This is a genomic window from Rhizobium sp. SG_E_25_P2, assembly GCF_029892285.1.
Lineage (GTDB): Bacteria > Pseudomonadota > Alphaproteobacteria > Rhizobiales > Rhizobiaceae > Rhizobium_E.
The window spans coordinates 298,484-323,850 of the sequence record NZ_JARXVM010000002.1 but is presented as its reverse complement, the minus strand read 5'-3'; the positions used below and the strand labels follow the sequence as shown (position 1 = coordinate 323,850).

Annotated in this window: 18 protein-coding genes and 1 tRNA gene; 8 read left to right on the top strand and 11 right to left on the bottom strand. The window is 62.4% G+C overall.

What is annotated here, in order from left to right; genetic code table 11:
- Positions 1 to 79: 79 nt before the first annotated feature.
- From M2360_RS05450 to galU, 3 genes are all read right to left on the bottom strand, one after another.
- Positions 80 to 217 (bottom strand): hypothetical protein, encoded by a 138-nt coding sequence (locus tag M2360_RS05450; protein WP_280773375.1) that lies wholly within the window; start codon positions 215 to 217, stop codon positions 80 to 82.
- Entirely contained in the window at positions 214 to 822 is a 609-nt protein-coding gene (locus M2360_RS05445) for an alpha/beta hydrolase (RefSeq protein ID WP_280773373.1), read from the bottom strand. Before M2360_RS05445 ends, M2360_RS05450 begins: the two co-directional genes overlap by 4 nt.
- Positions 823 to 972: 150 nt before the next feature.
- Positions 973 to 1,860, bottom strand: coding sequence for a UTP--glucose-1-phosphate uridylyltransferase GalU (galU, locus tag M2360_RS05440; RefSeq protein ID WP_280773371.1), 888 nt, complete (start codon positions 1,858 to 1,860; stop codon positions 973 to 975).
- Positions 1,861 to 2,094: 234 nt separating this feature from the next.
- On the opposite strand from galU, the gene M2360_RS05435 reads away from it, so the two are divergent.
- Positions 2,095 to 3,270 carry a lytic murein transglycosylase gene (locus tag M2360_RS05435; RefSeq protein ID WP_280773594.1) on the top strand — a complete coding sequence of 392 codons (1,176 nt, stop codon included), beginning with the start codon at positions 2,095 to 2,097 and terminating at the stop codon, positions 3,268 to 3,270.
- 76 nt (positions 3,271 to 3,346) lie between these two features.
- Complete coding sequence (locus M2360_RS05430) at positions 3,347 to 4,531, top strand: DUF459 domain-containing protein (protein WP_280773369.1); 1,185 nt, start codon at positions 3,347 to 3,349, stop codon at positions 4,529 to 4,531.
- Between the two features lie 37 nt (positions 4,532 to 4,568).
- Here the strand turns inward: M2360_RS05430 and M2360_RS05425 are convergent, their stop codons facing one another.
- The 4 genes from M2360_RS05425 to gltB are packed head-to-tail and all read right to left on the bottom strand — an operon-like array spanning position 4,569 to position 11,517.
- Positions 4,569 to 6,023, bottom strand: a complete 1,455-nt coding sequence (locus M2360_RS05425; RefSeq protein WP_280773367.1) for a glutamate synthase subunit beta — start codon at positions 6,021 to 6,023, stop codon at positions 4,569 to 4,571.
- 39 nt (positions 6,024 to 6,062) lie between these two features.
- Entirely contained in the window at positions 6,063 to 6,461 is a 399-nt protein-coding gene (locus tag M2360_RS05420) for a type II toxin-antitoxin system VapC family toxin (protein WP_280773592.1), read from the bottom strand.
- Positions 6,458 to 6,733, bottom strand: coding sequence for an AbrB/MazE/SpoVT family DNA-binding domain-containing protein (locus M2360_RS05415; protein ID WP_170976382.1), 276 nt, complete (start codon positions 6,731 to 6,733; stop codon positions 6,458 to 6,460). The genes M2360_RS05420 and M2360_RS05415 overlap by 4 nt, the downstream gene beginning before the upstream one ends.
- Positions 6,734 to 6,792: 59 nt before the next feature.
- Complete coding sequence (gene gltB, locus M2360_RS05410; protein ID WP_280773361.1) at positions 6,793 to 11,517, bottom strand: glutamate synthase large subunit; 4,725 nt, start codon at positions 11,515 to 11,517, stop codon at positions 6,793 to 6,795.
- Between the two features lie 424 nt (positions 11,518 to 11,941).
- Here gltB and M2360_RS05405 point away from each other — a divergent pair, with 424 nt between their 5' ends.
- On the top strand, positions 11,942 to 12,997 hold the full coding sequence (locus M2360_RS05405) for a beta-eliminating lyase-related protein (RefSeq protein WP_280773360.1): 1,056 nt from the start codon (positions 11,942 to 11,944) through the stop codon (positions 12,995 to 12,997).
- Between the two features lie 87 nt (positions 12,998 to 13,084).
- On the opposite strand, the gene M2360_RS05400 is transcribed toward M2360_RS05405, so the two are convergent.
- Positions 13,085 to 13,555, bottom strand: a complete 471-nt coding sequence (locus M2360_RS05400) for an Hsp20 family protein (RefSeq protein ID WP_280773358.1) — start codon at positions 13,553 to 13,555, stop codon at positions 13,085 to 13,087.
- A 390-nt stretch (positions 13,556 to 13,945) separates the two neighbouring features.
- Between M2360_RS05400 and M2360_RS05395 the strand changes: the two genes are divergently transcribed.
- The gene (locus M2360_RS05395) at positions 13,946 to 14,911 is read left to right on the top strand and encodes an alpha/beta hydrolase (RefSeq protein ID WP_280773356.1); all 966 of its coding nucleotides are present in this window, start codon (positions 13,946 to 13,948) and stop codon (positions 14,909 to 14,911) included.
- Positions 14,912 to 14,916: 5 nt separating this feature from the next.
- Here M2360_RS05395 and hisN read toward each other — a convergent pair whose 3' ends face one another.
- The gene (gene hisN / locus M2360_RS05390) at positions 14,917 to 15,690 is read right to left on the bottom strand and encodes a histidinol-phosphatase (RefSeq protein WP_280773355.1); all 774 of its coding nucleotides are present in this window, start codon (positions 15,688 to 15,690) and stop codon (positions 14,917 to 14,919) included.
- A gap of 276 nt (positions 15,691 to 15,966) precedes the next feature.
- Entirely contained in the window at positions 15,967 to 16,851 is an 885-nt protein-coding gene (locus M2360_RS05385; protein WP_280773353.1) for an N-formylglutamate amidohydrolase, read from the bottom strand.
- A gap of 254 nt (positions 16,852 to 17,105) precedes the next feature.
- Here M2360_RS05385 and cpdR1 point away from each other — a divergent pair, with 254 nt between their 5' ends.
- The 3 genes from cpdR1 (at position 17,106) to M2360_RS05370 (ending at position 18,415) form a co-directional block, all read left to right on the top strand.
- A complete protein-coding gene (gene cpdR1 / locus M2360_RS05380; protein WP_182828370.1) occupies positions 17,106 to 17,471 on the top strand; it encodes a response regulator CpdR1 in 366 nt (121 codons plus the stop codon).
- Positions 17,472 to 17,768: 297 nt separating this feature from the next.
- Complete coding sequence (locus M2360_RS05375) at positions 17,769 to 18,236, top strand: YccF family protein (protein WP_280773352.1); 468 nt, start codon at positions 17,769 to 17,771, stop codon at positions 18,234 to 18,236.
- 104 nt (positions 18,237 to 18,340) lie between these two features.
- Positions 18,341 to 18,415: transfer RNA gene (locus M2360_RS05370), tRNA-Val, on the top strand.
- Positions 18,416 to 18,599: 184 nt separating this feature from the next.
- Here the strand turns inward: M2360_RS05370 and M2360_RS05365 are convergent.
- Positions 18,600 to 19,526 carry a hexose kinase gene (locus M2360_RS05365; RefSeq protein WP_280773351.1) on the bottom strand — a complete coding sequence of 309 codons (927 nt, stop codon included), beginning with the start codon at positions 19,524 to 19,526 and terminating at the stop codon, positions 18,600 to 18,602.
- Between the two features lie 423 nt (positions 19,527 to 19,949).
- On the opposite strand from M2360_RS05365, the gene M2360_RS05360 reads away from it, so the two are divergent.
- The gene (locus M2360_RS05360) at positions 19,950 to 25,334 is read left to right on the top strand and encodes an alpha-2-macroglobulin family protein (RefSeq protein ID WP_280773590.1); all 5,385 of its coding nucleotides are present in this window, start codon (positions 19,950 to 19,952) and stop codon (positions 25,332 to 25,334) included.
- Positions 25,335 to 25,367: the final 33 nt, after the last annotated feature.

Below are 25,367 nucleotides of genomic sequence, written 5' to 3'. Positions count from 1 at the left end.
AATGTTAGAAATGGGGCAAAGTTCCGGCGCTTCAAGCAGCATCTGCCTCTTTTTAGCCCGACAAACTGTCGCGCCGCCGTCAAATGAAGCCAAACAGCACCAGACCGACAAATGCGAACGCCGCGAGCGTGGCGGCGGCCATCGCCGTTTTTTCAACGGCGGTTGCTGCGGAAAAGGCGCGTATCGGCCGCTGGGCGGATTTGCTGGCGATCGTCATGATTGACTCCTGAGATAAGCGGGCGCGGCCTGGGACGAAGCTGCGGCAAAGGCCTGGGCGAGAATGCGACGGCCGCCATCTTCGAGCCGCTGGGCCAGCCGATAGCCGGCAGGCCAACTGCCATGGCCGCTGTTTATGTTGATATGGCCGGCATGGCCGAGATCGACGAAATCCCCATTCAAGCCGTCGGCGAGACTCCTGGCGTCATCGAGAGGCATATAGGGATCGTTGCGGCTGCCGACAACGGTCGTCGGAAACGACGCCGGCGCGCACGGTAACGCTGCCGCGCCAACCGCGCCGGGATGCAGCCTGCGCACGCGGTCCGGATCGCAAGGGGCGACCAGAAGCGCAGCGCCAACCAGCGCCGCAGACGGCCTGCCGGCAAGATTGGCGGCGACCAGCGCCCCAAAACTATGCGCCACCAGCGTTGCGCCCGGATGGTCGCGCAGCGCGATCTCCAGGCGGATCAACCATTCGCCGAGATCGGGCCGTGACCAGTCATCCTGCTTTACGAGCACCGCGTCGGGGTCTTCCCCTAACCAATGATCTTGCCAATGGCCGGGACCTGAGCCGTTCAAACCGGGAATGATCAATCGGGTCGACATCGCTTCTTGCCCTCGCCGCACCATGCGACGATTGGAGATTGGCATAGCCTATCGACGGACCAAAGAAAAGATATTCTATAATTTTTATAGGCAATAGAAAAAGCCAAGCCAGCGGCGCGCCCGAAGCGCGCCGCTCTTGTGAACGGGGTATTATTTCAGCGCTGAAACCAGCGCCTTGAGGTCCGCTTCCACCAGCGGGCGGATATCGTCGCGCGACAGCGCGAAGGCGATATTGGCCATGATGAAGCCATCCTTGGCGCCGGTGTCATAGGTGGCGCCCTTGAAGTGATATCCCGTGAAGGGCTGCTGCTGCAAAAGCTTCAGCATGCCGTCGGTCAGCTGGATCTCGTTGCCCGCGCCGCGCTCCTGCGTCTCCAGGATCTCGAAGATCTCGGGCTGCAGGATATAGCGTCCATTGATGATGAAGTTCGACGGCTGGGTTCCCGGCGCCGGCTTTTCCACCATGTCGGTGATGCGGAAGCCGTCGCCGACAGCATCCCCGGTGGCGACGATGCCGTAACGATGGGCGAGCTCGGGGGCGCATTCCTCAACAGCGATGACATTGCCGCCGGAGAGATTATACAGCTCCATCATGCCCGAGAGGCAGCCTTTTTCCGATTTCATGATCATATCGGGCAAAAGGAGCGCGAAGGGCTCATGGCCAACGATATCGCGGGCGCACCAGACGGCGTGACCGAGGCCGAGCGGCTCCTGCTGGCGGGTGAAGCTGGCGGCGCCGGCCTTTGGCAGGATGGCTTCGAGCAGCGACAGTTCCGCCTTCTTGTTGCGAGCCTTCAGGGTTGCTTCGAGCTCGAACTGGATGTCGAAATAGTCTTCGATCACGCCCTTGCCACGGCCGGTCACGAATACGAAGTGCTCGACCCCCGCCTCGATCGCCTCATCCACCACATATTGGATGACGGGCTTGTCGACCACCGTCATCATTTCCTTCGGCACCGCCTTGGTGGCCGGAAGAAAGCGCGTGCCGAGGCCCGCGACCGGAAAAACAGCCTTTTTTACTCTGGCGTGACCCACCACTGATCTCCATCTCTAGAATCTGGATTGTGTGCGATATTTGAACGTATTCCCACAAGGTTGCTACTTTTTTTTAAAGAAGTGACCGCGGGCGCGTCTGATGGTAAAGAATTTGTTGACCACGGCTCTGTATTTTGTCGCATTAACCGGCGGTGTCGGTGTCCAGGAACATGAATGAACCGGATGATTGCCATGAAACCCATACAGATCCTCTCCCGAATTCGCGTTTTCGCCCCAATGCTTGCGATATGTGGCGCGCTTGCCGCCTCCCCCGCGCATGCGGATAAGGGCTTCGTCAACTGGATCAATGCGTTTTATCCGGTGGCGGCCCAGGCCGGCATCAGTCGCGACACCTATGTGCGGGCCTTTCGCGGCGTCAACGAACCGGATCCCACCGTCATTGAAAAAGCCAATTACCAGCCTGAATTCAAGCACCGAATTTGGGAGTATCTCGATAGCCGCGTCAATCCCTACACGGCGGGCATCGGACGAGACATGCTGAGAAAGCACGGCCGCACTCTGGCGGCGGTCGAGCGACATTTCGGGGTGGATCGTCATATTCTTCTGGCGATCTGGTCCATGGAGAGCAATTACGGCGCGGTTCTCGAAAAACCCGACAGGCTGCACAATGTTCCCCGCGCGCTTGCAAGCCTCGCCTATATCGACAAGAAGCGGGCGAAATTCGCGCGCACGCAATTGATCGCGGCCTTGAAGATCCTGCAGCGCGGCGATGTGTCGGCCGAAGGTCTCACAGGCTCCTGGGCCGGCGCCATGGGTCACACCCAGTTCATTCCGACCAGTTATCTGCTCTATGGCTATGACGCTGATGGCAATGGCCGCCGCGACATCTGGAATTCCATTCCCGATGCGCTCGCCACCTCCGCCAACCTGCTGGCCAAGAATGGCTGGCAGGCCGGCAAGACCTGGGGCTATGAAGTCGCCGCCCCTGCCGGCGCAGACCAATATGCCGGTCGGACCAAGACGCTGGCCGAGTGGCAGAAGCTCGGTTTCCTGCGTCCGAACGGCAAGGGCTTCAAATACGGCAAGGACCGCGCCACCCTGAAGATGCCGGCGGGATCCAACGGCCCCGCCTTCCTGATGACGCGCAATTTCTTCGTCATCAAAAAATACAACGCCGCCGATTCCTACGCGCTCGCCGTGGGCATGCTCGCCGACGAGATCGCCGGTTATGGCGGCCTGCAGCAGAACTGGCCGCGCCCAGCCGGAACGCTCGACGTCAAGGAGAAGTTCGAGCTTCAGGAGCGGATGAAGGCGCTCGGCTATTACGACGGCGCGATCGACGGCAATTTCGGTTCGGGATCCAAGACGGCCATCGCCGCCATCCAATCGCAACTCGGCATGCAGCCGGACGGCAAGCCGACCGAAGCGCTGTTGAACGCCTTGCGCCGCTGAAGCCGCTCGCCTACATCTGCCTGAGGAGGCCGGGCTCAGCCCGGCTTTCGCATTCCCGCCGGCAAGGGAGACGCCGATGGCCGATCATAGCCACACTTCGTCCAGACCGTCTTGCGCCAAGCGCGTGATCATCCTGATCCTCGCGCTCATTCTTCCGCTCGCCGATCTCGCGGCGTCCGCAGCGCAAGCCCAGGAATTCCGGCAGCGGCGCTCTATTCTCGACGTCATACTCGGACGCCCTCAACTGCGGCAGCGCGAGGACGCGCGCCCGCAACGCGTCCGGCCACGCCGCAACACCGCCGCCAAGAAACGCGCGGTGCAAACCGTCAAGACCGCGCCCGCCGGCCCCTTGGTCAAGAAGGCCGATGCGCGCAAAATCGTGGTGATCGGCGACTTCATGGCCTCGGGCCTCGCGGACGGCCTCACCGCCGCCTTTGCGCAGGACCCGACGATCACGGTCGTCAAGGAAACCGACAGCGCCTCTGGCCTGGTGCGGTCCGACCATCTTGATTGGCCAAAGACGCTTTCCCAGAAGATCGACAGGCACAAACCATCGCTCATCGTCATCATGCTGGGCTCAAATGATCGCCAGCAGATCGATCTCGGCGGCGCGACGGAAAAATTCCGGTCCGAAGGCTGGGACAGGGAGTATCAGCGGCGCGTCGATGACCTCGCCTCGGTGGCGGCCCGTGCGAAGATACCGTTCATCTGGGCGGGTCTGCCGTCGTTCCAATCGCCATCGCTCAGCGCCGACGCCGCCACGCTCAACAATATCTACCGGACGCGGATGGAAGCGGTGGGCGGGGCCTTTATCGACATCTGGGACGGCTTCGCCGACGAAAGCGGCAAATACATCGCCACCGGCTCCGACATCAACGGTCAGCCGGTCCGCCTTCGCGGCTCCGATGGCGTCAGCTTGACCAAGGCGGGCAAGCGAAAAATGGCCTTCTATCTCGAAAAGGACATCGCCCGACTGCTCGGCGGCGACGCCGTCAGCGACCTCGTCCGTCTCGACGCCACAGGCCTGCCGCTCGACGCTGCCCCGAAGACCGAAATCCACGAGATCACCGCCCTGCCCCCGATCAGCCTGTCCGATCCCGATCTCGACGGATCGGCGGAACTCCTCGACCAGACGCTGCTGCCGCAGTCCGCCGGAAAGACACCGCGCGACCGCCTGATCGAAAAGGGCGAGACCGCGCCCGCGCCCGTCGGCCGGGTCGACGATTATCGCTGGCCCGCAAACGCAAAACCCGCGGGCTGAGCCGCGGGTTTCAGTGTCATGCAGACTATGCGCCGGATTAGCGCGGCAGCGTGGTCGCGCCCATCAAGGCTTCGTCGATGGCGCGGGCGGCCTGGCGGCCTTCGCGAATCGCCCAGACCACCAGCGACTGGCCCCGGCGCACATCGCCCGCCGTCCAGAATTTGTCGACCGAGGTCTTGTAGTCCTTGTCGTCGGCGACGACATTGGTCGAGCCGCGACGATCGGTGTTCAGCGTCAGCCGGTCGCCGAGATCGGCGATGACGCCGCCCATGAACGGACCCTGGAAACCGATGGCGATGAAAGCGAGATCGGCCTTGATGATGAACTCGGTGCCGGCGATTGGCTTGCGCCGCTCGTCGACCTGGCAGCACTTGACGCCGGTCAGAACACCGTCTTCGCCGACGAATTCGAGCGTCGCCACCTGAAATTCACGGTTAGCGCCTTCGGCCTGCGAGGAGGAGGTGCGCATCTTGGTCGCCCAGTAAGGCCAGACCGCGAGCTTGTCTTCCTTCTCGGGCGGCATCGGGCGAATGTCGAGCTGGCTCACCTTCACGGCGCCCTGACGGAACGCGGTGCCGACGCAGTCGGACGCCGTGTCGCCGCCGCCAACGACCACCACATGCTTGCCGCCGGCCAGGATCGGCGCGGAAGGCCAACCGACGCTGTCGATATTTTCACGGCCGACGCGGCGGTTCTGCTGCACGAGATACGGCATCGCGTCATGCACGCCATGCAGGTCGACGCCGGGAATGCCGGCGTTGCGCGGCGTTTCCGAGCCGCCGCAATAGAGTACAGCGTCATATTTGGCGAGCAGGTCCTCGACCTTCAGATCCACGCCGACATTGACGCCGCACTGGAAGGTCACGCCTTCGCCCTTCATCTGCTCGACGCGGCGATCGATGAAATTCTTTTCCATCTTGAAATCGGGAATGCCGTAGCGCAGCAGCCCGCCGGGCTTGGTTTCCCGCTCATAAACCGTCACGTCGTGGCCGGCGCGGGCCAGTTGCTGGGCCGCCGCCATGCCGGCGGGACCGGAGCCGATGACCGCCACGCTCTTGTTCGTTTTCGTGGTGGCCGGCTGCGGCACGATATAGCCCATTTCATAGGCTTTGTCGGCGATCGCCTGCTCGACGGTCTTGATCGCCACCGGGGCGTCTTCGAGATTCAGCGTGCAGGCTTCCTCGCAGGGCGCGGGGCAGACGCGGCCGGTGAATTCCGGGAAATTGTTGGTGGAATGGAGGTTGCGGATCGCCTCTTCCCACTTGTTGTTGAACACCAGATCGTTCCAGTCAGGAATCTGGTTATGAACCGGACAGCCGGTCGGACCATGGCAGAAGGGGATGCCGCAATCCATGCAGCGGGCGGCCTGTTTCTCCACTTCCTGATCCGACATCGGAATGGTGAATTCGCGGAAATGGCGAATGCGGTCCGAAGCCGGCTGATATTTGCCGACCTGCCTGTCGATCTCGAGAAAACCCGTTACCTTGCCCATCGTCCCTTGCCTGCCCTCTTCTCGCCGTTCTCCGGCTTGTTACCTGACCCAATTCTCTGTCTTCAATCCCGGAACCCGGGAAAATTCTCTGTCATTGTCCGTCACCAGCACCGCATCCAGCGCCAGCGCATGCGCCGCGATCCACAGATCGTTCGGCCCGATGTTTTGCCCCTGGCGAAGGGCGAGCCGGATATCGGCGTATCGAGCGTCTCCCGGCATCTGGAAGGGAGCGACGTACAGCTTTTCGGTGACACGACGAACCTTGGCTGCAAGTTCCGCCGATCCCTTCTTCTTCACCCCGTACCAGACTTCCGCATGTACGAAGATGCTCGTGAACACGTTCGCCTCGCCCACCGCCATCATCCTCGTCAACACCGGCCCTTGCGGATTGGAAACGATGGACGAGATGGCGTTCGTGTCCAGCATGTATTTCATCAGAGCTCCACCTCATCCAGCGGCGCAATCTCCTCGTCGTCACGGTCCAGAAAATCTCCGCCCAGCCATGGTTCCGCTGTCTTGAGATAATCGATCAGACCTGCAGTCTCCGCCGTGCGCAGCAAAAGGGACCCATCCGGTTGCTTGATCATGATGACCTTCTTTCCCGGAAACTCGAACTCCTTCGGAATGCGAACCGCGCGGCTTCGTCCATTGGTGAAGACGCTGAGTTCGATTTCACCTTCTGCACTTTTGGGCGATGCATGCTCGTTCATCGCAGCCTCCATAGCCGTCATATGCCAGTGTCATATCACGGCTATGGCCAGCCGCCAACTTACTCGGCGGCCTCCTGCGTCTGCATCCGCTCCATGTCCTCGAGCGCGCGGCGATATTCGACCGGCATCACCTTGCGGAACTTCGGACGGTAATCGGCCCAATTGTCGAGGATCGCCTTGGCGCGGGTCGAGCCGGTGTAATGGGCATGGTTGGAGATCAGCTGGAACAGCCGCTCCTCGTCATGCCGCGTCATGTCGCCGGAGACGTCGACCATGCCTTTATGCGCGATGTCGCCGCCATGGTGATGCAGCTTTTCGAGCAGTTCATCTTCCTCCGGCACCGGCTGCAATTCGACCATGGCCATGTTGCAGCGGCGGGCGAAATCGCCGCTCTCGTCGAGCACATAGGCCACGCCGCCGGACATGCCGGCTGCGAAGTTGCGACCCGTCTCGCCGATGACCACGACCACGCCGCCGGTCATATATTCGCAGCCATGGTCGCCCACGCCTTCGACGACGGCAATGGCGCCCGAATTGCGCACGGCGAAGCGTTCGCCGGCCACGCCGCGGAAATAGCTCTCGCCGGCGATCGCCCCATACATCACCGTATTGCCGACGATGATGGAGTCCTCGGCCAAGATCTTCGAATTCTGCGGCGGCCTGATGATGATGCGGCCGCCTGACAGGCCCTTGCCGACATAGTCATTGCCGTCGCCTTCGAGCTCGAAGGTCACGCCCCGCGCCAGGAAGGCGGCAAAGCTCTGGCCGGCCGTGCCCTTCAGCTTGACCGTGATCGTGTCGTCCTTGAGACCCTTGTGACCGTAGCGCTTGGCGACTTCGCCCGACAGCATTGCGCCGGCCGAACGGTCGACATTCTTGATATCGGCTTCGATCACCACCGGCTGGCGGGTTTCGAGCGCCGGCATTGCCGCCTCGATCAGCTTGCGATCGAGAATGTCGTCGATCGGATGCTTCTGGCGCATGGTCCAGCGCGTTTCCTCGACAGGCGCATCGACCTTGTGGAAGATCTTGCTGAAATCGAGGCCTTGGGCTTTCCAATGCGTAATCGCCTCGTCCTTCTTCAGAAGTTCGCTGCAGCCGATGATCTCGTTGAGGCTGCGATAGCCCATCGAGGCGAGGATGGCGCGGACATCGTTGGCGACGAAGAAGAAATAGTTGATCACATGTTCCGGCAGGCCCTTGAAGCGCTTGCGCAGCACCGGATCCTGGGTGGCGACGCCAACCGGACAGGTGTTGAGATGGCATTTGCGCATCATGATGCAGCCCGCCGCAATCAGAGGCGCGGTCGAGAAGCCGAATTCATCGGCGCCCAGCAGCGCGCCGATGATCACGTCGCGACCGGTCTTCAGACCGCCGTCGACCTGCAGCGCCACGCGGCTGCGCAGCCCGTTCAGCACCAGCGTCTGCTGGGTTTCGGCCAGGCCGATTTCCCAGGGGCTGCCGGCATGCTTGAGCGAGGTGAGCGGCGACGCGCCCGTGCCGCCGTCATAGCCGGACACGGTGATATGGTCGGCGCGCGCCTTGGCGACGCCGGCCGCGACTGTGCCGACGCCCACTTCCGACACCAGCTTCACCGAGATGTCAGAGGTCGGGTTGACGTTCTTGAGATCGTAGATCAGCTGCGCCAGATCTTCGATCGAATAGATGTCGTGATGCGGCGGCGGCGAGATCAGGCCGACGCCCGGCGTCGAGTGACGGGTCTTGGCGATGGTCGCGTCGACCTTGTGGCCGGGCAGCTGGCCGCCTTCGCCGGGCTTGGCGCCCTGAGCGACCTTGATCTGCAGCATGTCGGCGTTGACGAGATATTCCGTCGTCACCCCGAAGCGGCCCGAAGCGATCTGCTTGATCGCCGAACGCTCGAGCGGCAACGTGCCGTCGGGCTTGCGCAGATAACGTTCCGCTTCCTCGCCGCCTTCGCCGGTGTTGGACTTGCCGCCGATCTGGTTCATGGCGATGGCCAGCGTCGTATGCGCCTCGCGGCTGATCGAGCCGAAGGACATGGCGCCGGTGGCGAAACGCTTGACGATATCGGTTGCCGGTTCGACCTCGGAAATATCGATCGGTTGACGGCCGAGTTCTGCCGCCTTCTTGATCGAGAACAACCCGCGAATGGCGTTCATGCGCACGGTGGATTCGTTCACCAGGCGCGCGAATTCCTGATAGCGATCCTCGGCGTTGCCGCGCACGGCGTGCTGAAGTTCGGCCACCACGTCGGGCGTCCAGGCATGGCTTTCGCCGCGCATGCGATAGGCGTATTCGCCGCCGATCTCCAGGGAAGCGGCCAGCACCGGATCACGACCGAAGGCCGACTGATGGCGACCAAAGGTTTCGCGCGCCACTTCATCAAGGCCGACGCCTTCGATGGTCGTGGCGGTGCCGAAGAAGAATTTCTCGACGAAATCCGACGCAAGACCCACGGCGTCGAAGATCTGCGCGCCGCAATAGGATTGATAGGTCGAAATGCCCATCTTGGACATGACCTTGAGGATGCCTTTGCCGACCGCCTTGATGTAGCGGTAGACGACTTCGTCCTCGGAAACCTCCTTGGGAAATTCGCCGCGCTTGTGCATGTCGATCAGCGTGTCGAACGCCAGATAGGGATTGATCGCTTCAGCGCCATAGCCGGCCAGGCAGCAGAAGTGATGCACTTCGCGCGGCTCGCCCGATTCCACCACCAGGCCCACGGAGGTGCGCAGACCCTTGCGGATCAGATGATTGTGCACGGCCGCCGTCGCCAGCAGCGCCGGGATCGCCACGCGGTCGGGACCAACCTGGCGGTCCGACAGCACGATGATGTTGTAGCCGCTCTTCACAGCCGTCTCGGCGCGCTCGCAGAGACGTTCGAGCATTTCCGGCATGGCTTCCGCGCCACGTTCGACGTCATAGGTGAAATCGAGCGTCTTGGTGTCGAACCGGTCTTCCGTGTGGCCGATCGAGCGGATCTTTTCGAGATCGGCATTGGTCAGGATCGGCTGGCGCACTTCGAGACGCTTGGCGCGCGAGGCGCCGGCGTGATCGAGAATGTTGGGCCGCGGACCGATGAAGGAGACGAGGCTCATCACCAGCTCCTCGCGGATCGGGTCGATCGGCGGGTTGGTGACCTGGGCGAAGTTCTGCTTGAAATAGGTGTACAGCAGCTTGGCCTTGTCGGACATGGCCGAGATCGGCGTATCCGTGCCCATCGAGCCCACAGCTTCCTGGCCGGTGGTCGCCATCGGCGACATCAGAAGCTTGGTGTCCTCGATCGTGTAGCCGAAGGCCTGCTGGCGGTCGAGCAGCGACACGTCGCGGCGCAGGGCGCGCGGCTCGACCGGATCGAGCTCTTCGAGGATCAACTGGCTGCGGTCGAGCCAGTCCTTGTAGGGATGCGCCCCGGCGATGCTCGCCTTGACGTCCTGGTCGGAAATGATGCGCCCCTGTTCCATGTCGATCAGCAGCATCTTGCCGGGCTGCAGGCGCCACTTCTTGACGATCAGCTCTTCATCAACCGGCAGAACGCCGGCTTCCGACGCCATGATCACCCGGTCGTCTGAGGTCACGACATAACGGGCCGGACGCAGGCCGTTGCGGTCGAGCGTCGCGCCGATCTGGCGACCATCGGTGAAGGCGACGGCGGCGGGACCGTCCCACGGCTCCATCAGCGCAGCGTGATATTCGTAGAACGCCTTGCGCTCGGGACCCATCAGCTGGTTACCGGCCCAGGCTTCTGGGATCAGCATCATCACCGCATGCGCCAGCGAATAACCGCCGCGCACGAGGAATTCGAGCGCGTTGTCGAAACAGGCGGTGTCGGACTGGCCTTCGTAGGAAATCGGCCAGAGCTTGGAAATATCGTCGCCATAAAGCGGCGAAGACACCGACGCCTGACGCGCCGCCATCCAGTTCACATTGCCGCGCAGCGTGTTGATCTCGCCGTTATGGGCGACCATGCGATAGGGATGCGACAGCTTCCAGGACGGGAAGGTGTTTGTCGAGAAACGCTGGTGCACGAGCGCGACAGCCGATTCAAAGCGCGGATCGGCAAGATCCTTGTAATAGGCGCCGACCTGATAGGCCAGGAACATGCCCTTGTAGACCACGGTCGTGGTCGACAGCGACACGATATAGAAGCCGTTGTCCTCGCCCTGGGTCTCGGCATAGATGCGGTTGGAGATCACCTTGCGCAGCGTAAACAGGCGACGTTCGAATTCGGCGTTGTCGGCCACGCCTTCGCCGGCGCCGATGAACACCTGCACATGGAAAGGTTCGGTGGCGGCGATCGCCGGGGCCTTGGAGAGCGAGGAATTGTCGACCGGCACTTCGCGATAGCCGATCAGCGCCTGACCTTCGGCGGCCACGACGTCGTTGATGACGCTCTTGATATGTTCGCGCAATTCGGCGTCCTGCGGCATGAACAGGAAGCCGACGGCGTATTGTCCGGCCGGCGGCAGCGTCACACCCTGGGCCGCCATTTCTTCGCGGAAGAAACGGTCGGGGATCTGCACGAGGATGCCCGCGCCGTCGCCCATCAGGGGATCGGCGCCGACGGCGCCGCGATGGGTGAGGTTTTCGAGCATGAACAGGCCGTCGCGCACGATCTGGTGCGACTTGACGCCCTTGAGATGACAGGTGAACCCGACGCCGCAGGCGTCGTGTTCGTTGCGCGGATCGTAAAGGCCCTGTTTTTTCGGCAGGCCGATAGCGTGAGAGGGCGTTTTCAGCGCAGTTTCCGCCGAAAGACGGGTCGACTGTCCGAATGCATGCGATGGCGTATGGTCCGTCATCTTCTTTCCTCCTGCCATGGGGCCGTTCCGGCGCCCGCGTGAACCCGCGAAAGCGCGCATGAGGGCGCCCTGATCGCGAACGATGAATGTCTTCGCATTTTCCTGTACAAGCTGCAATTCCCGGGCCAGTTCGACCCCGCGTCCACGCAGCTGCCGGCTTCTGCCCCTGCCCGCTTTCCCCGGCGGATCAGGAGGCTGGACCGCTTGTTTAAAGACCGTGTGACGGGCCTTCAGGATCCATGCAGCAAAATAGGACAGCATGACTGTCCTAATTCTCTTATCCTATGGCAGAAAGGCGATTTCACCGCAAGGGGCGACCCCCGAAAAATGGTTCGATTTTGGGCAAACGCCTCTTGCAAAATCAAATTCGCCACATTCATGTCGACATGACAACAAATCCGAACAAACGCAAAGGGTGGTTTTCTTGATTTTCGCCTCTGACAACTGGGCCGGCGCGCATCCCGCCATCGCCGCCAGTCTATCCACAGCCGCCGGCGCCTATCACGCCCCCTATGGAGGGAGCGACGTCGACGACCGCGCCGCCGCCGCTCTCTCAGCCTTGTTCGAACGCGACGTGGCGGTGTTCTTCGTCGCCACGGGTACGGCCGCCAATTCCCTGGCGCTGGCCTCCGTCGCCCGTCCGGCAAGCGTGATGTTCTGCCACAATGAAGCCCATGTCATTCACCACGAAGGCGGCGCGGTTGAACTGCAAACAGGCGGCGGCAAGCTGGTTCCGGTGGGCGGCGGGCCCGGCGGGCATGGCAAGATCGACCCGGATGCCCTGCGCCTGGCAATGACGCTTTTTCCGGATGACGACGTGCATGTGGGTGAAAAGACCGCGCTTTCCCTGACCCAGGCCACCGAAGCCGGCACGGTCTACAGCCTTGAGGAAATCCGCGCCCTGAGCGCGATCGCCGCCGCCGCCGGCCTCAAGACCCACATGGATGGCGCACGCTTTTCCAACGCCGTGGCCGCGCTCGGCTGCACGCCCGCCGAGATGACCTGGAAGGCCGGCGTCGACATCCTCTCGCTGGGCGGCACCAAGAATGGCTGCTGGTGCGCCGAAGCGGTGATCTTCTTCAATCCCGCCGACGCCCGCGCCATGCCGCGACTGCGCAAGCGCGGCGCCAACCTGTTCTCGAAATCCGCCTTTGTCGCCGCGCAGTTCGAAGCCTGGCTCCAGAACGACCTGTGGATAGAACTGGCCCGACACGCCAACGCCATGGCCCGGAAATTGACCGAAGCCGCCCAAATGTCCGCACAAACGCGAATCGCTTGGCCGACTCAGGGCAACCAGATCTTCCTGATCATGACCGACGAGAAGGCCGAGGCGCTGCGTCAGGCAGGCGCTCGCTTCTATGACTGGGAGACCCCGCGCGGCATGGAAGGCGAACTCGCTTCAAACGAAAAGATCCGCCGTTTCATCGCCAGTTTCGCGACGCGCGAAGAGGATGTTGCGGCCATCGCCGCGCTCCTCTGAACGGCAAGCAAAAGCCCCGCCGCATGGATCGCGACGGGGCTCGGAATTTGGACGTCGTTCGACGCCGCAATTTTAGCCAATGAAGCCTTAGCTATTGATCACCTGGGCTTCGATCGCCTTGGGGGCCTCGGCCGCGCTGGGAGCGGCGATCTCGATACGACGCGGCTTCATCGCCTCGGGGATCTCGCGCACGAGATCGATATGCAACAGGCCGTTCTTGAGATGCGCGGCGCGTACTTCCACATGGTCGGCGAGCTGGAAGCGCCGCTCAAAGGCGCGTTTGGCGATACCGCGATAAAGGAGCTCGGCACCATCTGCTTTGTCGTCGGACTTTTCGCCCTTCACCGACAGAATATGCTGGTTGAGCTCGATCGAAAGCTCGCTTTCGTCGAAGCCGGCGACCGCCATCGAGATGCGATAGGCGTTATCGCCCGTCTTCTCGATATTATAGGGCGGATAGGTGGGCTGCTCCGGCTGGGCCAGGCTGTCGAGCATCGTGAAGACGCGGTCGAAGCCGACGGTGGAGCGATAGAGAGGGGAGAAATCGAAATGACGCATGGTGTCCTCCTTGAGAGCAACGTGTGCGATGTGTCGTTCAGGCGCGCGGCCCGTTCCTCGGCCCCGCGCACCCGGTTCCGGGACCCGACATCGGCGTCCCGCAGAGCTTAGGTGGGAGGCGTTTTCCGCCGTTTCAAGCCCCGGCGAGGCGGACGAAAAACATGAATGGAGTATGAACGGCGGGTTCGGCGGACGTTCACGGACATAACCGTAGAAACAAGGTCATGGGAGCGTTCCTCCCGTGACCGGCGCGATGACGTCCCTTCCGCGCCGATCAAATTCAAGCCGGAGCCGCTCCTGTCCCCATCCAGCGGTCTCCGGCCTTTTTGTTTGCCGCTTTCGCCGGGCGAATCGTGCTAGCCTTGCTCCAAAATTGTATTTCCGGACGCCATGCCCCCAATTCTCCGCGCCACATCAGACAATCTTCCGCCAGACAATCATGTCGCCGGCTTTTTCGATAGTTTCGACGGCGCAAAGCTGCGTTACGCGATCTTTCGCGCCACCCAATCCCCGGCGCAGGGCACGGTGATCCTGCTGCATGGCCGCAACGAGACGATCGAGAAATATTATGAGACCATTGGCGACCTGACCTCGGCCGGCCTTTGGGTCGCAACCTTCGACTGGCGCGGCCAGGGCGGCTCGACCAGGCTGCATCCAATGCCGCGCAAGGGCCATCTGCGCCGGTTCGGCGATCTTGAGCGCGATCTCGACGCCTTCATTGAAAAAGTCGTGCTGCCAGACGCCAAGATGCCGTTCTTCATTGTCGCCCATTCGATGGGCGCCCTGACGGCGCTGAAGGCCGCCCCCTGGCTTTCCAACCGCATCGAGCGCATGGCGCTCTGCGCGCCCTTTGTGGGCGCGGCGGGCATCGGCATTCCCAACAGCCTGTTGAAGATCCTTGCCAATGCCTGCCATTTCACCGGCCTCGGCGCGCTGCAATTTTCCAAAGACGTGCTGGACCGCCCCTTCGCTGGCAATGTGCTGACTTCGGATCCGATCCGCTATCGCCGCAACCGCGCCATTCAGGCGGCCCATCCCGACCTGTTCATCGGCCCCCCGACCGCGAGTTGGATCGCCTCGATGATCCGGGCGATCACAACGGTCAGCCGCATGGAGCATCTCCATCGCGTCGAGATCCCCACCCTGGTGATCGCGCCCAGCGCCGACAAGATCGTGCCCTATCCGTATTTCGAGGCGCTGTCGCAGCGGTTTCGCGCCGGAAAGCTGGTGACGATCCAAGGCGCCGAACATGAATTGCTGCAGGAACGCGACATTTTCCGCGACCAGACGCTCGCCGCCATCAAGGCTTTCATACCCGGCTCGGATTCCGATCCGCTGATCTATTCGGGGGAGTGAACGCCTCAGGCGTTCAGCATCTCCAGCGCTTCGCGATGCAGCGCTTCCGTCGCCGCCGCCACGATATAGCCGCCCATTTCCGGACGGCCGCCCTGCCAGTCGGTCATCACGCCGCCGGCCTGTTCGACGACAGGGATGATGCCGCCGACGTCATAGGGCTTCAGCGCGCATTCGACCACGAGATCGACATGGCCCGCGGCGAGCAGCGCGTAAGCGTAACAATCGACGCCGTAGCGGAACAGCCGCGCCTTTTTCTCGATCGCACGATAGAGGGTCTCGTCGCGGCCTTCGAACAGATGCGGCGAGGTGGTGAACAGCTTGGCCTGTTCGATCCGCTCGCAATTGCTTGTGCGGATGACGCGTTCCCCATCGGGGCCGCGATAGATGGACTTTTCGCCATCGGCGAAATAGCGCTCGCCGGTGAAGGGCTGGTCGATCAGGCCCATCACGGCGCGGCCCTTGTGATAGAGGCCGATCAACGTGCCCCAGACGGGCACGCCGGAAATGAAGGCGCGGGTGCCGTCGATCGGGTCGATCACCCAGACATGGTCGCGATCGAGGCCAACGGAGCCATGCTCCTCGCCCAGAATGCCGTGATCGGGAAATTCCGCCTCGATCAGCGTGCGGATCGCCGCTTCCGCCGCCTGGTCGCCTTCGGTGACGGGATCGTAATGCTGCCCGCCTTTGTCCACGACCGAAAGGCCGGACCGGAAACGCGGCAGGGTTTCCGCCCGCGCGGCGTCGGCGAGGCGGTCGAAAAAGGCGCGATCGGGCGTCATCACTCACTCCTGTGGTGAAATGTCAGCATGCGCAGGCATGTGCGCGACAAAGGGTTGAAAAATCAAGCGCCTCGATTTTCAAGGCAAGAAATTTTCCGCAGATGCAAATTATGTCATTTTTCGTTCATCATTCCTGTTGACTTTTTTGCGCTGCAGCAGTTATCTTTTTCCTACAGTCCTTACCGGCTGTAAATGCCCTCCTTGGGTGTTTCCTCCCTAGACTTGACCGCGCTTATGGCGCGGTTTTTTTTGTCGCGGCGCAGAAGGCGGCCGTGATCACTCCGCAGCGAAAGCGGTGGAAACCTGGGGAACGCTGACTTCCGTGGCGAGATTTTCGAGGAATTGCCGCATTGCGCCGGCCACCTTGGCGAAGTCCGGCCGCTTCTCCAGCGTGGCCTCGTCAATATAGAGCGAACGGTTGATTTCGATCTGCAGGGCGTGCAGCCCGCGCGCCGGCCGGCCGTAATGTTCGGTGATGAAGCCCCCGGCATAGGGTTTGTTCCGCACTGCGGCAAAACCGAGATCCTCGAGCAACTTGAGCGCCAGCCGCGACAGGTCCGACGACGCGGAGGTGCCATAGCGGTCGCCGATGATCACGTCGGGGCGCATGGCGCTGCCCGTGATGCGGATATTTCCGGGCATCGAATGGCAATCGATGAGGATGGCGCGGCCGAACCGGGCATGCGTGCGAGCGATCAGCCGCCTGAGCGCGGCGTGATAGGGCTTGTAGATATGTTCGACGCGTTCCAGCGCCATGTCGACGGGCAGTTTACGACCGTAAATCTCCATATTCTCAGCAACGATCTTCGGCACGGTGCCCAGCCCGCCGGCCACGCGCACGGACGCTGTGTTGGCGTGCGGCGGCAAGGGGCCGTCGAACATGCGCGGATCGAGTTCATAAGGCTCGCGGTTCACATCGACATAGGCGCGCGGAAAATGCGCCTTCAGCATCGGCGCGCCCAGCGCCACGCCGCCTGAAAACAGTTCATCGACGAAATGGTCTTCCGAACGACGCAGGCTCAGATAGTCGAGACGTGAAGCCTCCACGAAGGCGCGAGGATAGATGCGGCCGCTATGGGGAGAATTGAGGACGAGCGGAATCTGATGGTCGTCAGGCTCCTGAATCTCGAATAATTCCCCCTCCCGAAAATCCCATACCATGCGAAAAATCGGCCCTCGACCCAAATCATCATTCTGTCATGTTGCCAGCGACGGCGGGACAAGTCCAGCCGCAGCCAAAAGGGCTCGCCGTTTCCCGGCGGAATGCAAAGCAAATTCGCGTCATCCACAGGCTGGAGACGGAAATTTGACAAAGGACGGCGAACCGCGAAACATTCACGGGATTTTTACTACGGAGCCTCTAGAGTCCGCGTAGAAATGCGTTCGAGTTGAGTGACAACGGGTACAAGAAAAAAATGAGCCAGAAAATCCTTCTCGCCGAAGACGACAATGACATGCGCCGTTTTCTGGTGAAGGCGCTGGAGAAAGCCGGCTACAAGGTGATCTCCTATGACAACGGCGCCAGCGCCTATGACCGTCTCCGGGAAGAGCCCTTCTCGCTGCTGTTGACCGACATCGTGATGCCGGAAATGGACGGCATCGAATTGGCGCGTCGCGCCACCGAACTCGACCCCGATCTCAAGGTCATGTTCATCACCGGTTTTGCCGCCGTGGCGCTCAATCCGGATTCCAACGCTCCCAAGGACGCCAAGGTCCTGTCCAAGCCCTTCCACCTTCGTGATCTCGTCGATGAGGTCAACAAGATGCTGACGGCCGCCTGAGGATTTTCGGCGCAATGAACCATGCGTTCTATGCGCCGACATCGGATTGGCGTATCGCTTAGAGTTATAGCACGACGTTGACATTGTAGGCCGATAGCTCGCGCAGGGGTTAGAGAACCCGATTTTCGCTATGGTCCGGTCACAAACAGTCATTTTGATATGAGAAAGCCGCCTTTGAAATGGGGCGGCTTTTTTCGTTTGCGCTAAAATTGCACCGAGTTGCGAACTCAGCGCTTTGGTTCTTGAGTGCCCCTGCAGGGCTACTTTAGCGCAAAAGCTCAACTTCAGAGGGATGAAATGAGATTTGCTGGCAACGTAATCTGGTTTGTATTTGGCGGCGCAGTGACAGCGCTCATTTGGCTTGTTGGCGCGCTGGTCTTCGCCCTCTCAATTATTGGACTGCCGCTGACCCGCGCCGCTATTGAAATGGCCAAAATGTCAGCATGGCCATTTGGCAAAGACGTCGTTCATATCCGCGACCTCGACAACAAGACGCTTTCGACCAGAACGGCGCTGACGGGTGCGATTGGCTTCCTCTTCAACGTCATATGGGCCTGTACATTTGGCCTGGCTCTTTTCCTTGCCTATGTGCTGCACGGCATCGTCTATTGCATCACAATCATCGGCATTCCGTTCGGATTGCAGTGCTTCAAGCTGGCTGCGATTTCACTATGGCCCGTGGGGCGGCGCGTCGTCACACTGGAACTTGCGAAAGCAGTGCGGGAAGACAAGGCTGCAAGAGCGCTGGCGAGCTACAGGAGCTAAACTGAAGACGACCTCCTGAGCGGCTCCGGAGCAGAGATTTCACAGAACCCGAAAAAAGTTATTGACGAGCAAAGGGTACTGTGGTCTATGCGCCGACATCGGATGGGCGTGTAGCTCAGCGGGAGAGCACTACGTTGACATCGTAGGGGTCACAGGTTCAATCCCTGTCACGCCCACCATCCAGATCACTGAAAACGTTGAGAAGCCCGCCTTGTGCGGGCTTCTCCGTTTCAGGGCCAATGTTCGAAAAAGCCAAGCGCCTGAGCATCAGCAGTTCCAGGCATTCGCGCATCGCGCCAATACCGGCCCGCAACCCTCCAGCGCTTCACACGCCTTCGACCAGAGACGAATCAAACGCGCGAATCAGGTCACCGCTGTGATTCGCGCGAAAAGCGATTCGATGTCTCCGCGTCGGCACAAATCCGTTCCGGACGTCATCGCCGTGGCCGCGCCCGCCGCAATCGCCCAGCGAAACGCATCCGCCGAATCTTTTTCTTCCGAAAGCGCCCAGACGAACGCCCCAACAAAGGAATCGCCTGAGCCAACGGCCGAACGCACCTCCACCTTGGGACTGGCAAGCCGGATCGCTCCATCCGGCCCCGCCAGGATCGCGCCGTCAGCCCCCAATGTCACCGCGACATAACGAGCGCTGCCTTTGCCGACCAGTTCGAGCGCCGCAGCCTCGGCATCGGCCTTTTCGAGCGTCGCCCCGATCAGCGCCTCCATTTCGCTGAGACTTGGCTTGACGAAGAAAACGGGTTCGCCGGAAAGGCCGGCGGCGAGCGCGGGACCCGACGTGTCGAGCACAAAACGGCAATTGTTCTTGCGGGCGATGGCGGCCATCCGCGCATACATGTCGACGGGCGCTCCAGGCGGCAGGCTGCCGCTGGCGACGACAAAGGCGTCGGAGACGGTTTCGAGTCTCTGAAGCGCTGCAAGCGCCTCGCGCTCGCTGATCGGATCGCCTTCAGGCACAAAGCGATATTCGAGGCCGGTTTGCTCCTCCCGCACCATGGTGGCGATGCGGGTTGGGCTTTTGACATGCAAGAGTTCGAGTGGGATCGGCAGGCGGCCCAGCGCATCCTCAAGCAAGGCGCCGGTCGCCCCGCCCGACAGGATCATCAGTTCCGGAGAACCGCCGAGTTCCAGCACGACGCGGGCGACATTGACGCCGCCGCCGCCGGGATGCAGGCGCTGATTGCGCGTTCGAACCTTATGCGTCGGCTGTACGCGGTCGGCGTCGCTCGACACGTCGAGGGTGGGATTGAGGGCCATGGTGAAAATTCGCATGCAGCGCTCCTGAAGAGGCGTTGAGAAAAGTTGAAACAGTCCCTGCCTCGCACTGTGCCCAGGACAGGCCGTTGCATTCCATGATTTTGGTCAAGACAAACAAGGAGAACTGTTTTCGCCGAATTATTTTTGGGTGGGCCGGCGAATATATTAGAACCAATGGACGTTTGTGCTACGAAAGATCGAAAACTGTCGACGCGGGGGACGACGACGATCTGCCGGATATGGGAACACTGCGCCTGACTTGGCCGCCGCGCTCCTTTCGGCCCATGACGTGATTTCCCGCTCTTTGCTCGACACGCCTGACCGTTTCGAAAGACTTGCGCCCCTTGAGGGCTGTTGATGGGAGAATAGACCGTGACCCGCGCGCTACTCTGGACGTCCCTTCTCGTTTCCTCGCTGCTGTTCGCTCCCGCGCCTTCGATGGCGGCGGAAACGCGCGAGGTGGTCACCGTCAAGGACGCCGATTATTTCGGCTTCGACCTCCGCACGGTGCAGAATGTCTCGCTCGACCAGTGCAAGCAGGTCTGCGTCGATGACGAGGAATGCAAGGCCTTCACCTATAACACCAAGGTGAAATGGTGCTTCCTGAAATCCGACTTCAACAAGATGAACGCCTTCCCGGGCGCGGTGGCCGGCAAGATCGTCGTGACCCAGGTTGAAAGCGAGCCGGATCTCGGCGTCGCGCCGAAACTGCCCTTCATCAGCGCCCAGCATGACAATGACGCCACCCGACAGAAGGAGCAGCTCGCCACCGCCGACGGCCAGTCCGGCCTGAGCGTCGAGGCGCTGCTCGTCATTGCACGCCAAGATGCGACGAACGGCGTCTATCCGCACGCCATGGCGACCTTCAAGAGCGCGCTGGTGCAGGACCCCGGCAATATCGACCTCTGGCTGGAGATGGCCGGGATCGCCGGCCGCTCCAATCAGGACTGGTCGGTCAACGCCGACGGCCTGTCGGCCTCCGTCAACGCCTATCAGCTGAGCCGCACGCGCAGCCAGCGCGCCCAGGCGCTCGCCGCGCTCGCCAAGGCCTATGAAAACAATCAGCTTTTCCGTGACGGCATCAATGCGCTGAAGGCGAGCCTCGCGCTTGTCGAGGACCCCGCCGTCAAGCTGACGCTCGCCGACTATATCGAGCGCTACGGCTTCCGCGTCACCGGCAACACCATCGACGCCGACAGCGCCGATCCCCGCGCCTGCGTGCAGTTCTCAGAACCGCTGGTGAAGGCGGGGACCGATTATACGTCCTTCGTCACCCTCAATGGCGCAGCGCCCAAATCGGTCGACGCCAATGGCTCGGAAATCTGTGTCGGCGGCCTCCAGCATGGAGAGCGCTACAAGCTGGCGCTCCGCGAAGGCCTGCCGTCCTCGGTGGATGAGGCGCTGCGCCAGCAGGTCGATCTCGACATTTATGTCCGCGACCGCGCGCCCACCGTCCGCTTCACCGGCGACAGCTTCGTGCTGCCCTCCACCGCCCGCCGCGGCATTCCGCTCGTCTCCATCAACACCGACAGCGCCCAGCTGAAGCTCTACCGGATCGGCGACCGCAACATCGCCTCGATCCTCTACAATTCGCAATTCCTCACCCAGGTCGACGGCTATCGCGCCACCCAGATCGAAAGCGACCAGGGCCAGTTGGTCTGGAGCGGCGACATTGTCATCGCCCCCGAGCTCAACAAGGAAGTCGTCACCTCCTTCCCGGTCGACGAGGCGATCCCCGAGCGCAAGCCGGGCGTCTATGTGCTGACCGCGACCGCCAGCCAGGCCCAGACCAACGACTGGGACAGCAAGGCCACCCAATGGTTCGTCGTCTCCGACACCGGCCTCACCACCTATGCCGGAACCGATGGGCTGCATGTCTTCGCCCGTTCGCTCGCCAGCGCCAAGCCGCTCGCCGGCGTGACCCTCAATCTGCTCGCCCGCAACAATGAAGTGCTGGGCAGCGCCACCACCGACGCGCAGGGACAAGCCGTATTCTCCGCCGGCCTGATGCGCGGCTCGGCCGCCATGGCCCCGGCCATCCTGACGGCCCAGAACGGCGCCGGCGACTATGTCTTCCTCGATATGACCCGCGCCGGCTTCGACCTCTCCGACCGTGGCGTGACGGGCCGCACCGCCCCCGGCGCCGTCGATGTGCTGACCTGGACCGAACGCGGCATCTACCGCGCCGGCGAAACCGTGCATCTCGCTTCGCTCGCCCGCGACATCGAAGGCAAGGCGATCGAGAAACTGCCGCTGACCTTCATCGTCACCCGCCCTGACGGTGTCGAGGACCGGCGTCTGGTCGAAACCGGCGGCGCGCTGGGCGGCTACGCCGTCGATCTGCCGATGCTGGAGACCGCCATGCGCGGGGCCTGGACAGTCCGTGTCCATACCGATCCCAGCCAGCCGTCGATCCGCGAGCAGACCTTCCTGGTCGAGGATTTCACGCCCGACCGGATCGAATTCGACATGACCACCGCCGACAGGGCGATCGAGCCGGGCAAGCCCGTCACCGTCGATATCGACGGCCGCTATCTCTATGGCGCGCCGGGCGCCGGCCTGGAGCTCGAAGGCGAGATTTCGCTGAAGCCGACCCGCGCCAGCGAGGCCTTCCCGAAGTACCAGTTCGGCCTTGCCGACGAGGAAGCGATCGAGGAAAGCCGCAACAGCCTCGAAGGCCTGCCTACGCTCGACGAACAGGGCAAGGCCGCCATTCCGGTGGAGCTGCCGCAACTGCCTTCGACCACCCAGTTCCTTGACGCCAAGATCAGCATCCGCATGCGCGAAGCCGGCGGCCGCGCCGTCGAACGCAATCTGACGCTGCCGGTCAATACCGGCGACGAGATGATCGGCGTGAAGCCGGAATTCGACGCCGAAGTGCCGGAAAATTCGCTCGCCAAGTTCCATGTCATCTCGCTCGACCGCGAGGGCCAGAAGCAGGCCGCCACCGGACTGATCTGGAAGCTGGTGCAGATCGAACGCAATTACCAATGGTATCGCGACGGTTCCGGCTGGCGCTATGAGCCTGTCACCAACACCAAGCAGGTCGCCAACGGCAAGCTCGACCTGACCGCCGACGGCGGCGAGATCGGCGTGCCCGTGGCCTGGGGCCGCTATCGCCTCGAAATCGAGAGCGCCGCCGCCGACGGTCCCGCAAGCTCTGTCGAGTTCGACGCCGGCTGGTTCGTGACGGCGAGTTCGACAGAGACGCCCGACGGCCTCGAAATCGCGCTCGACAAGGAGAACTACAAGGTCGGCGACACCGCCAAGCTGCGCGTCTCCTCGCGTTTCGCGGGCGAAGCGCTGGTCAATGTCGGCACCGAAAGCCTCGTGACCTCCATGACCGCCACGATCGGCAAGGATGGCGGCGAGATCGACATTCCCGTCACCGCCGAAATGGGCGCCGGCGCCTATGTGACCGCCACCCTCTTCCGCCCCGGCGACAACAGCGAAAGCCGCATGCCCATGCGCGCCATCGGCGTCAAATGGCTGGCGGTGGACCCCGGCGACCGCAAGCTCGCCATGACCCTCGACGCGCCCGAAAAGACCCTGCCGCGCCAGCCGCTCGACATTTCCGTCGCCGTTCAGGGCGCAGGTATCGGCGAGGAAGCCTATGTCACGGTCGCCGCCGTCGATGTCGGCATTCTCAATCTCACCGGCTATGAGCCGCCGAACCCCGAAGACTGGTATTTCGGCCAGCGCCGCCTGGGCGTCGAAATCCGCGACCTCTATGGCCGGCTGATCGACGGCTCGCTCGGCGCCACCGGACGCTTGCGCACCGGCGGCGACGGCGCGGAAACCGCACTCCTGGGCAAGCCGCCGACCGAAAAGCTGGTCGCCTTCTTCGCGGGTCCCGTGACGCTGGACGCCGAAGGCAAGGCCAAGGTCAGCTTCGACATTCCGCAGTTCAACGGCACGGCCCGCGTGATGGCGGTGGCCTGGACCAAGTCGGGCCTGGGTCACGCCAGCCGCGACGTGATCATCCGCGACCCCGTCGTGGTGACCGCCGCCATGCCGAAATTCCTCGCTCCCGGCGATCAGGCCGAACTGCGCCTCGACATCGCCAACACCGATGCTCCAGCCGGCGACTATACGCTCGACGTCAATGGCGGCGCGCTGGTCTCCGTCCTGTCCAAGGCGGATAAGGCGCCGATCACGCTCGCATCAGGCGGCAAAGCTGATGTCACGCTGCCGATCACCGGCGGCGAGCCGGGAACCGGCCAGATCGAAATCGCGCTCTCCGGCCCCAATGGCGAACGCTTCACGCAGGCGCTCGACGTCACCATCAGGCCCTCGACGCCGCCGATGACCGAACGGCGCATGGTGCGGATCGAGCCCGGCCGGCAATTGCTGGTCGACGACCAGCTGCTCGCCAATTCGATCATGCAGGGCGCCTCCGTCTCGGTGAACCTGACCCGCAATCCGAGCTTCGACATTGCGTCGCTGCTGATGACGCTCGACCGCTACCCCTATGGCTGCGCCGAGCAGACCACCAGCCGGGCGCTGCCGCTGCTCTATCTCAGCGAGCTCTCGTCCGCCGCCGGCATCACCGACGACGGCGAGGTCAAGAAGCGGGTGCAGGACGCCATCCAGCGCGTTCTGTCCTACCAGTCGTCCTCCGGCAGCTTCGGCCTGTGGTCGCCCGGCTCCGGCGATTTCTGGCTCGATTCCTATGTGACCGACTTCCTGACCCGGGCTCGCGAACAGAAATTCGACGTGCCCGAACAGGCGCTGGCCACAGCGCTCGACAATCTCGAAAACCAGCTGGCCTATGACACCAATGTCGCCGACCGCGGCAATCAGATGGCCTATGCGCTCTATGTGCTGGCCCGCAACCGCAAGGCCGCGATCAGCGATCTGCGCTATTACGCCGACACGATGCTGGATCAGTTCCCGACCCAGCTCGCCAAGGCTCATATCGCCGCAGCGCTCGCGCTTTACGGCGATCACCAGCGCTCCGAGCGGATCTTCGCGGAAGTCGCCAATCTCTCGGCCGGGCTGACCAGCGTCGACTGGTCCCGCTCCGACTATGGCTCCAACCTGCGCGACAGCGCCGCAATCCTGGCGCTGGCCGCCGAAAGCCGTCCGCAAAGCGCCATCGTGCCCGCCATGACCGACCTTGTCGGCCGCGAATGGGGCCAGACCCGCTACACTTCCACCCAGGAGGAATCCTGGATGGTGTTGGCGGCCCGGGCGCTCAAGGATCAGGACCAGTCGATCCGCGTCAGCGTCAACGGCGCGCTGAAAACCGGCGGCTGGCGCGACCGGCTGACCGGCGACGCGCTGACCGCAGAGCCGATCACGCTGCGCAACGAGGCCAGTGAGCCGGTGACGGCGATGATCACCACCGTCGCCTCGCCCCGGGAGCCGCTGCCGGCCGGCGGCGAAGGCTTCGAGATCTCCCGCGCCTATTACACGCTCGAGGGCGAAGAGGCCAATCCGAGCGAGGTCAAGCAGAACGAGCGCTATGTCGTGGTGCTCACGGTGAAGCAGGCCAATGACTGGACGAGCCGCATCATGGTCTCCGACATGCTGCCGGCCGGTTTCGAGATCGACAATCCCGGTCTCGTCAATTCCGCCTCGCTTTCCAATTTCGACTGGCTGCCGGAGACCCAGGCCGCCCATCTCGAATTCCGCTACGACCGCTTCCTGGCCGCGCTCGACCATGCCCCCGGCGACAGCAACGACTTCACCCTCGCTTATGTCGTCCGCGCCACCAATCCGGGCGTCTATGATCACCCGGCAGCGACCGTGGAGGACATGTATCGCCCGCAATTGTCCGCCCGCACCGCTGCAGGCCGGATGCAAGTGACGAAGGACTGAGCCTTGGCCCGGACGGTAAAACTCTTCGGCGCG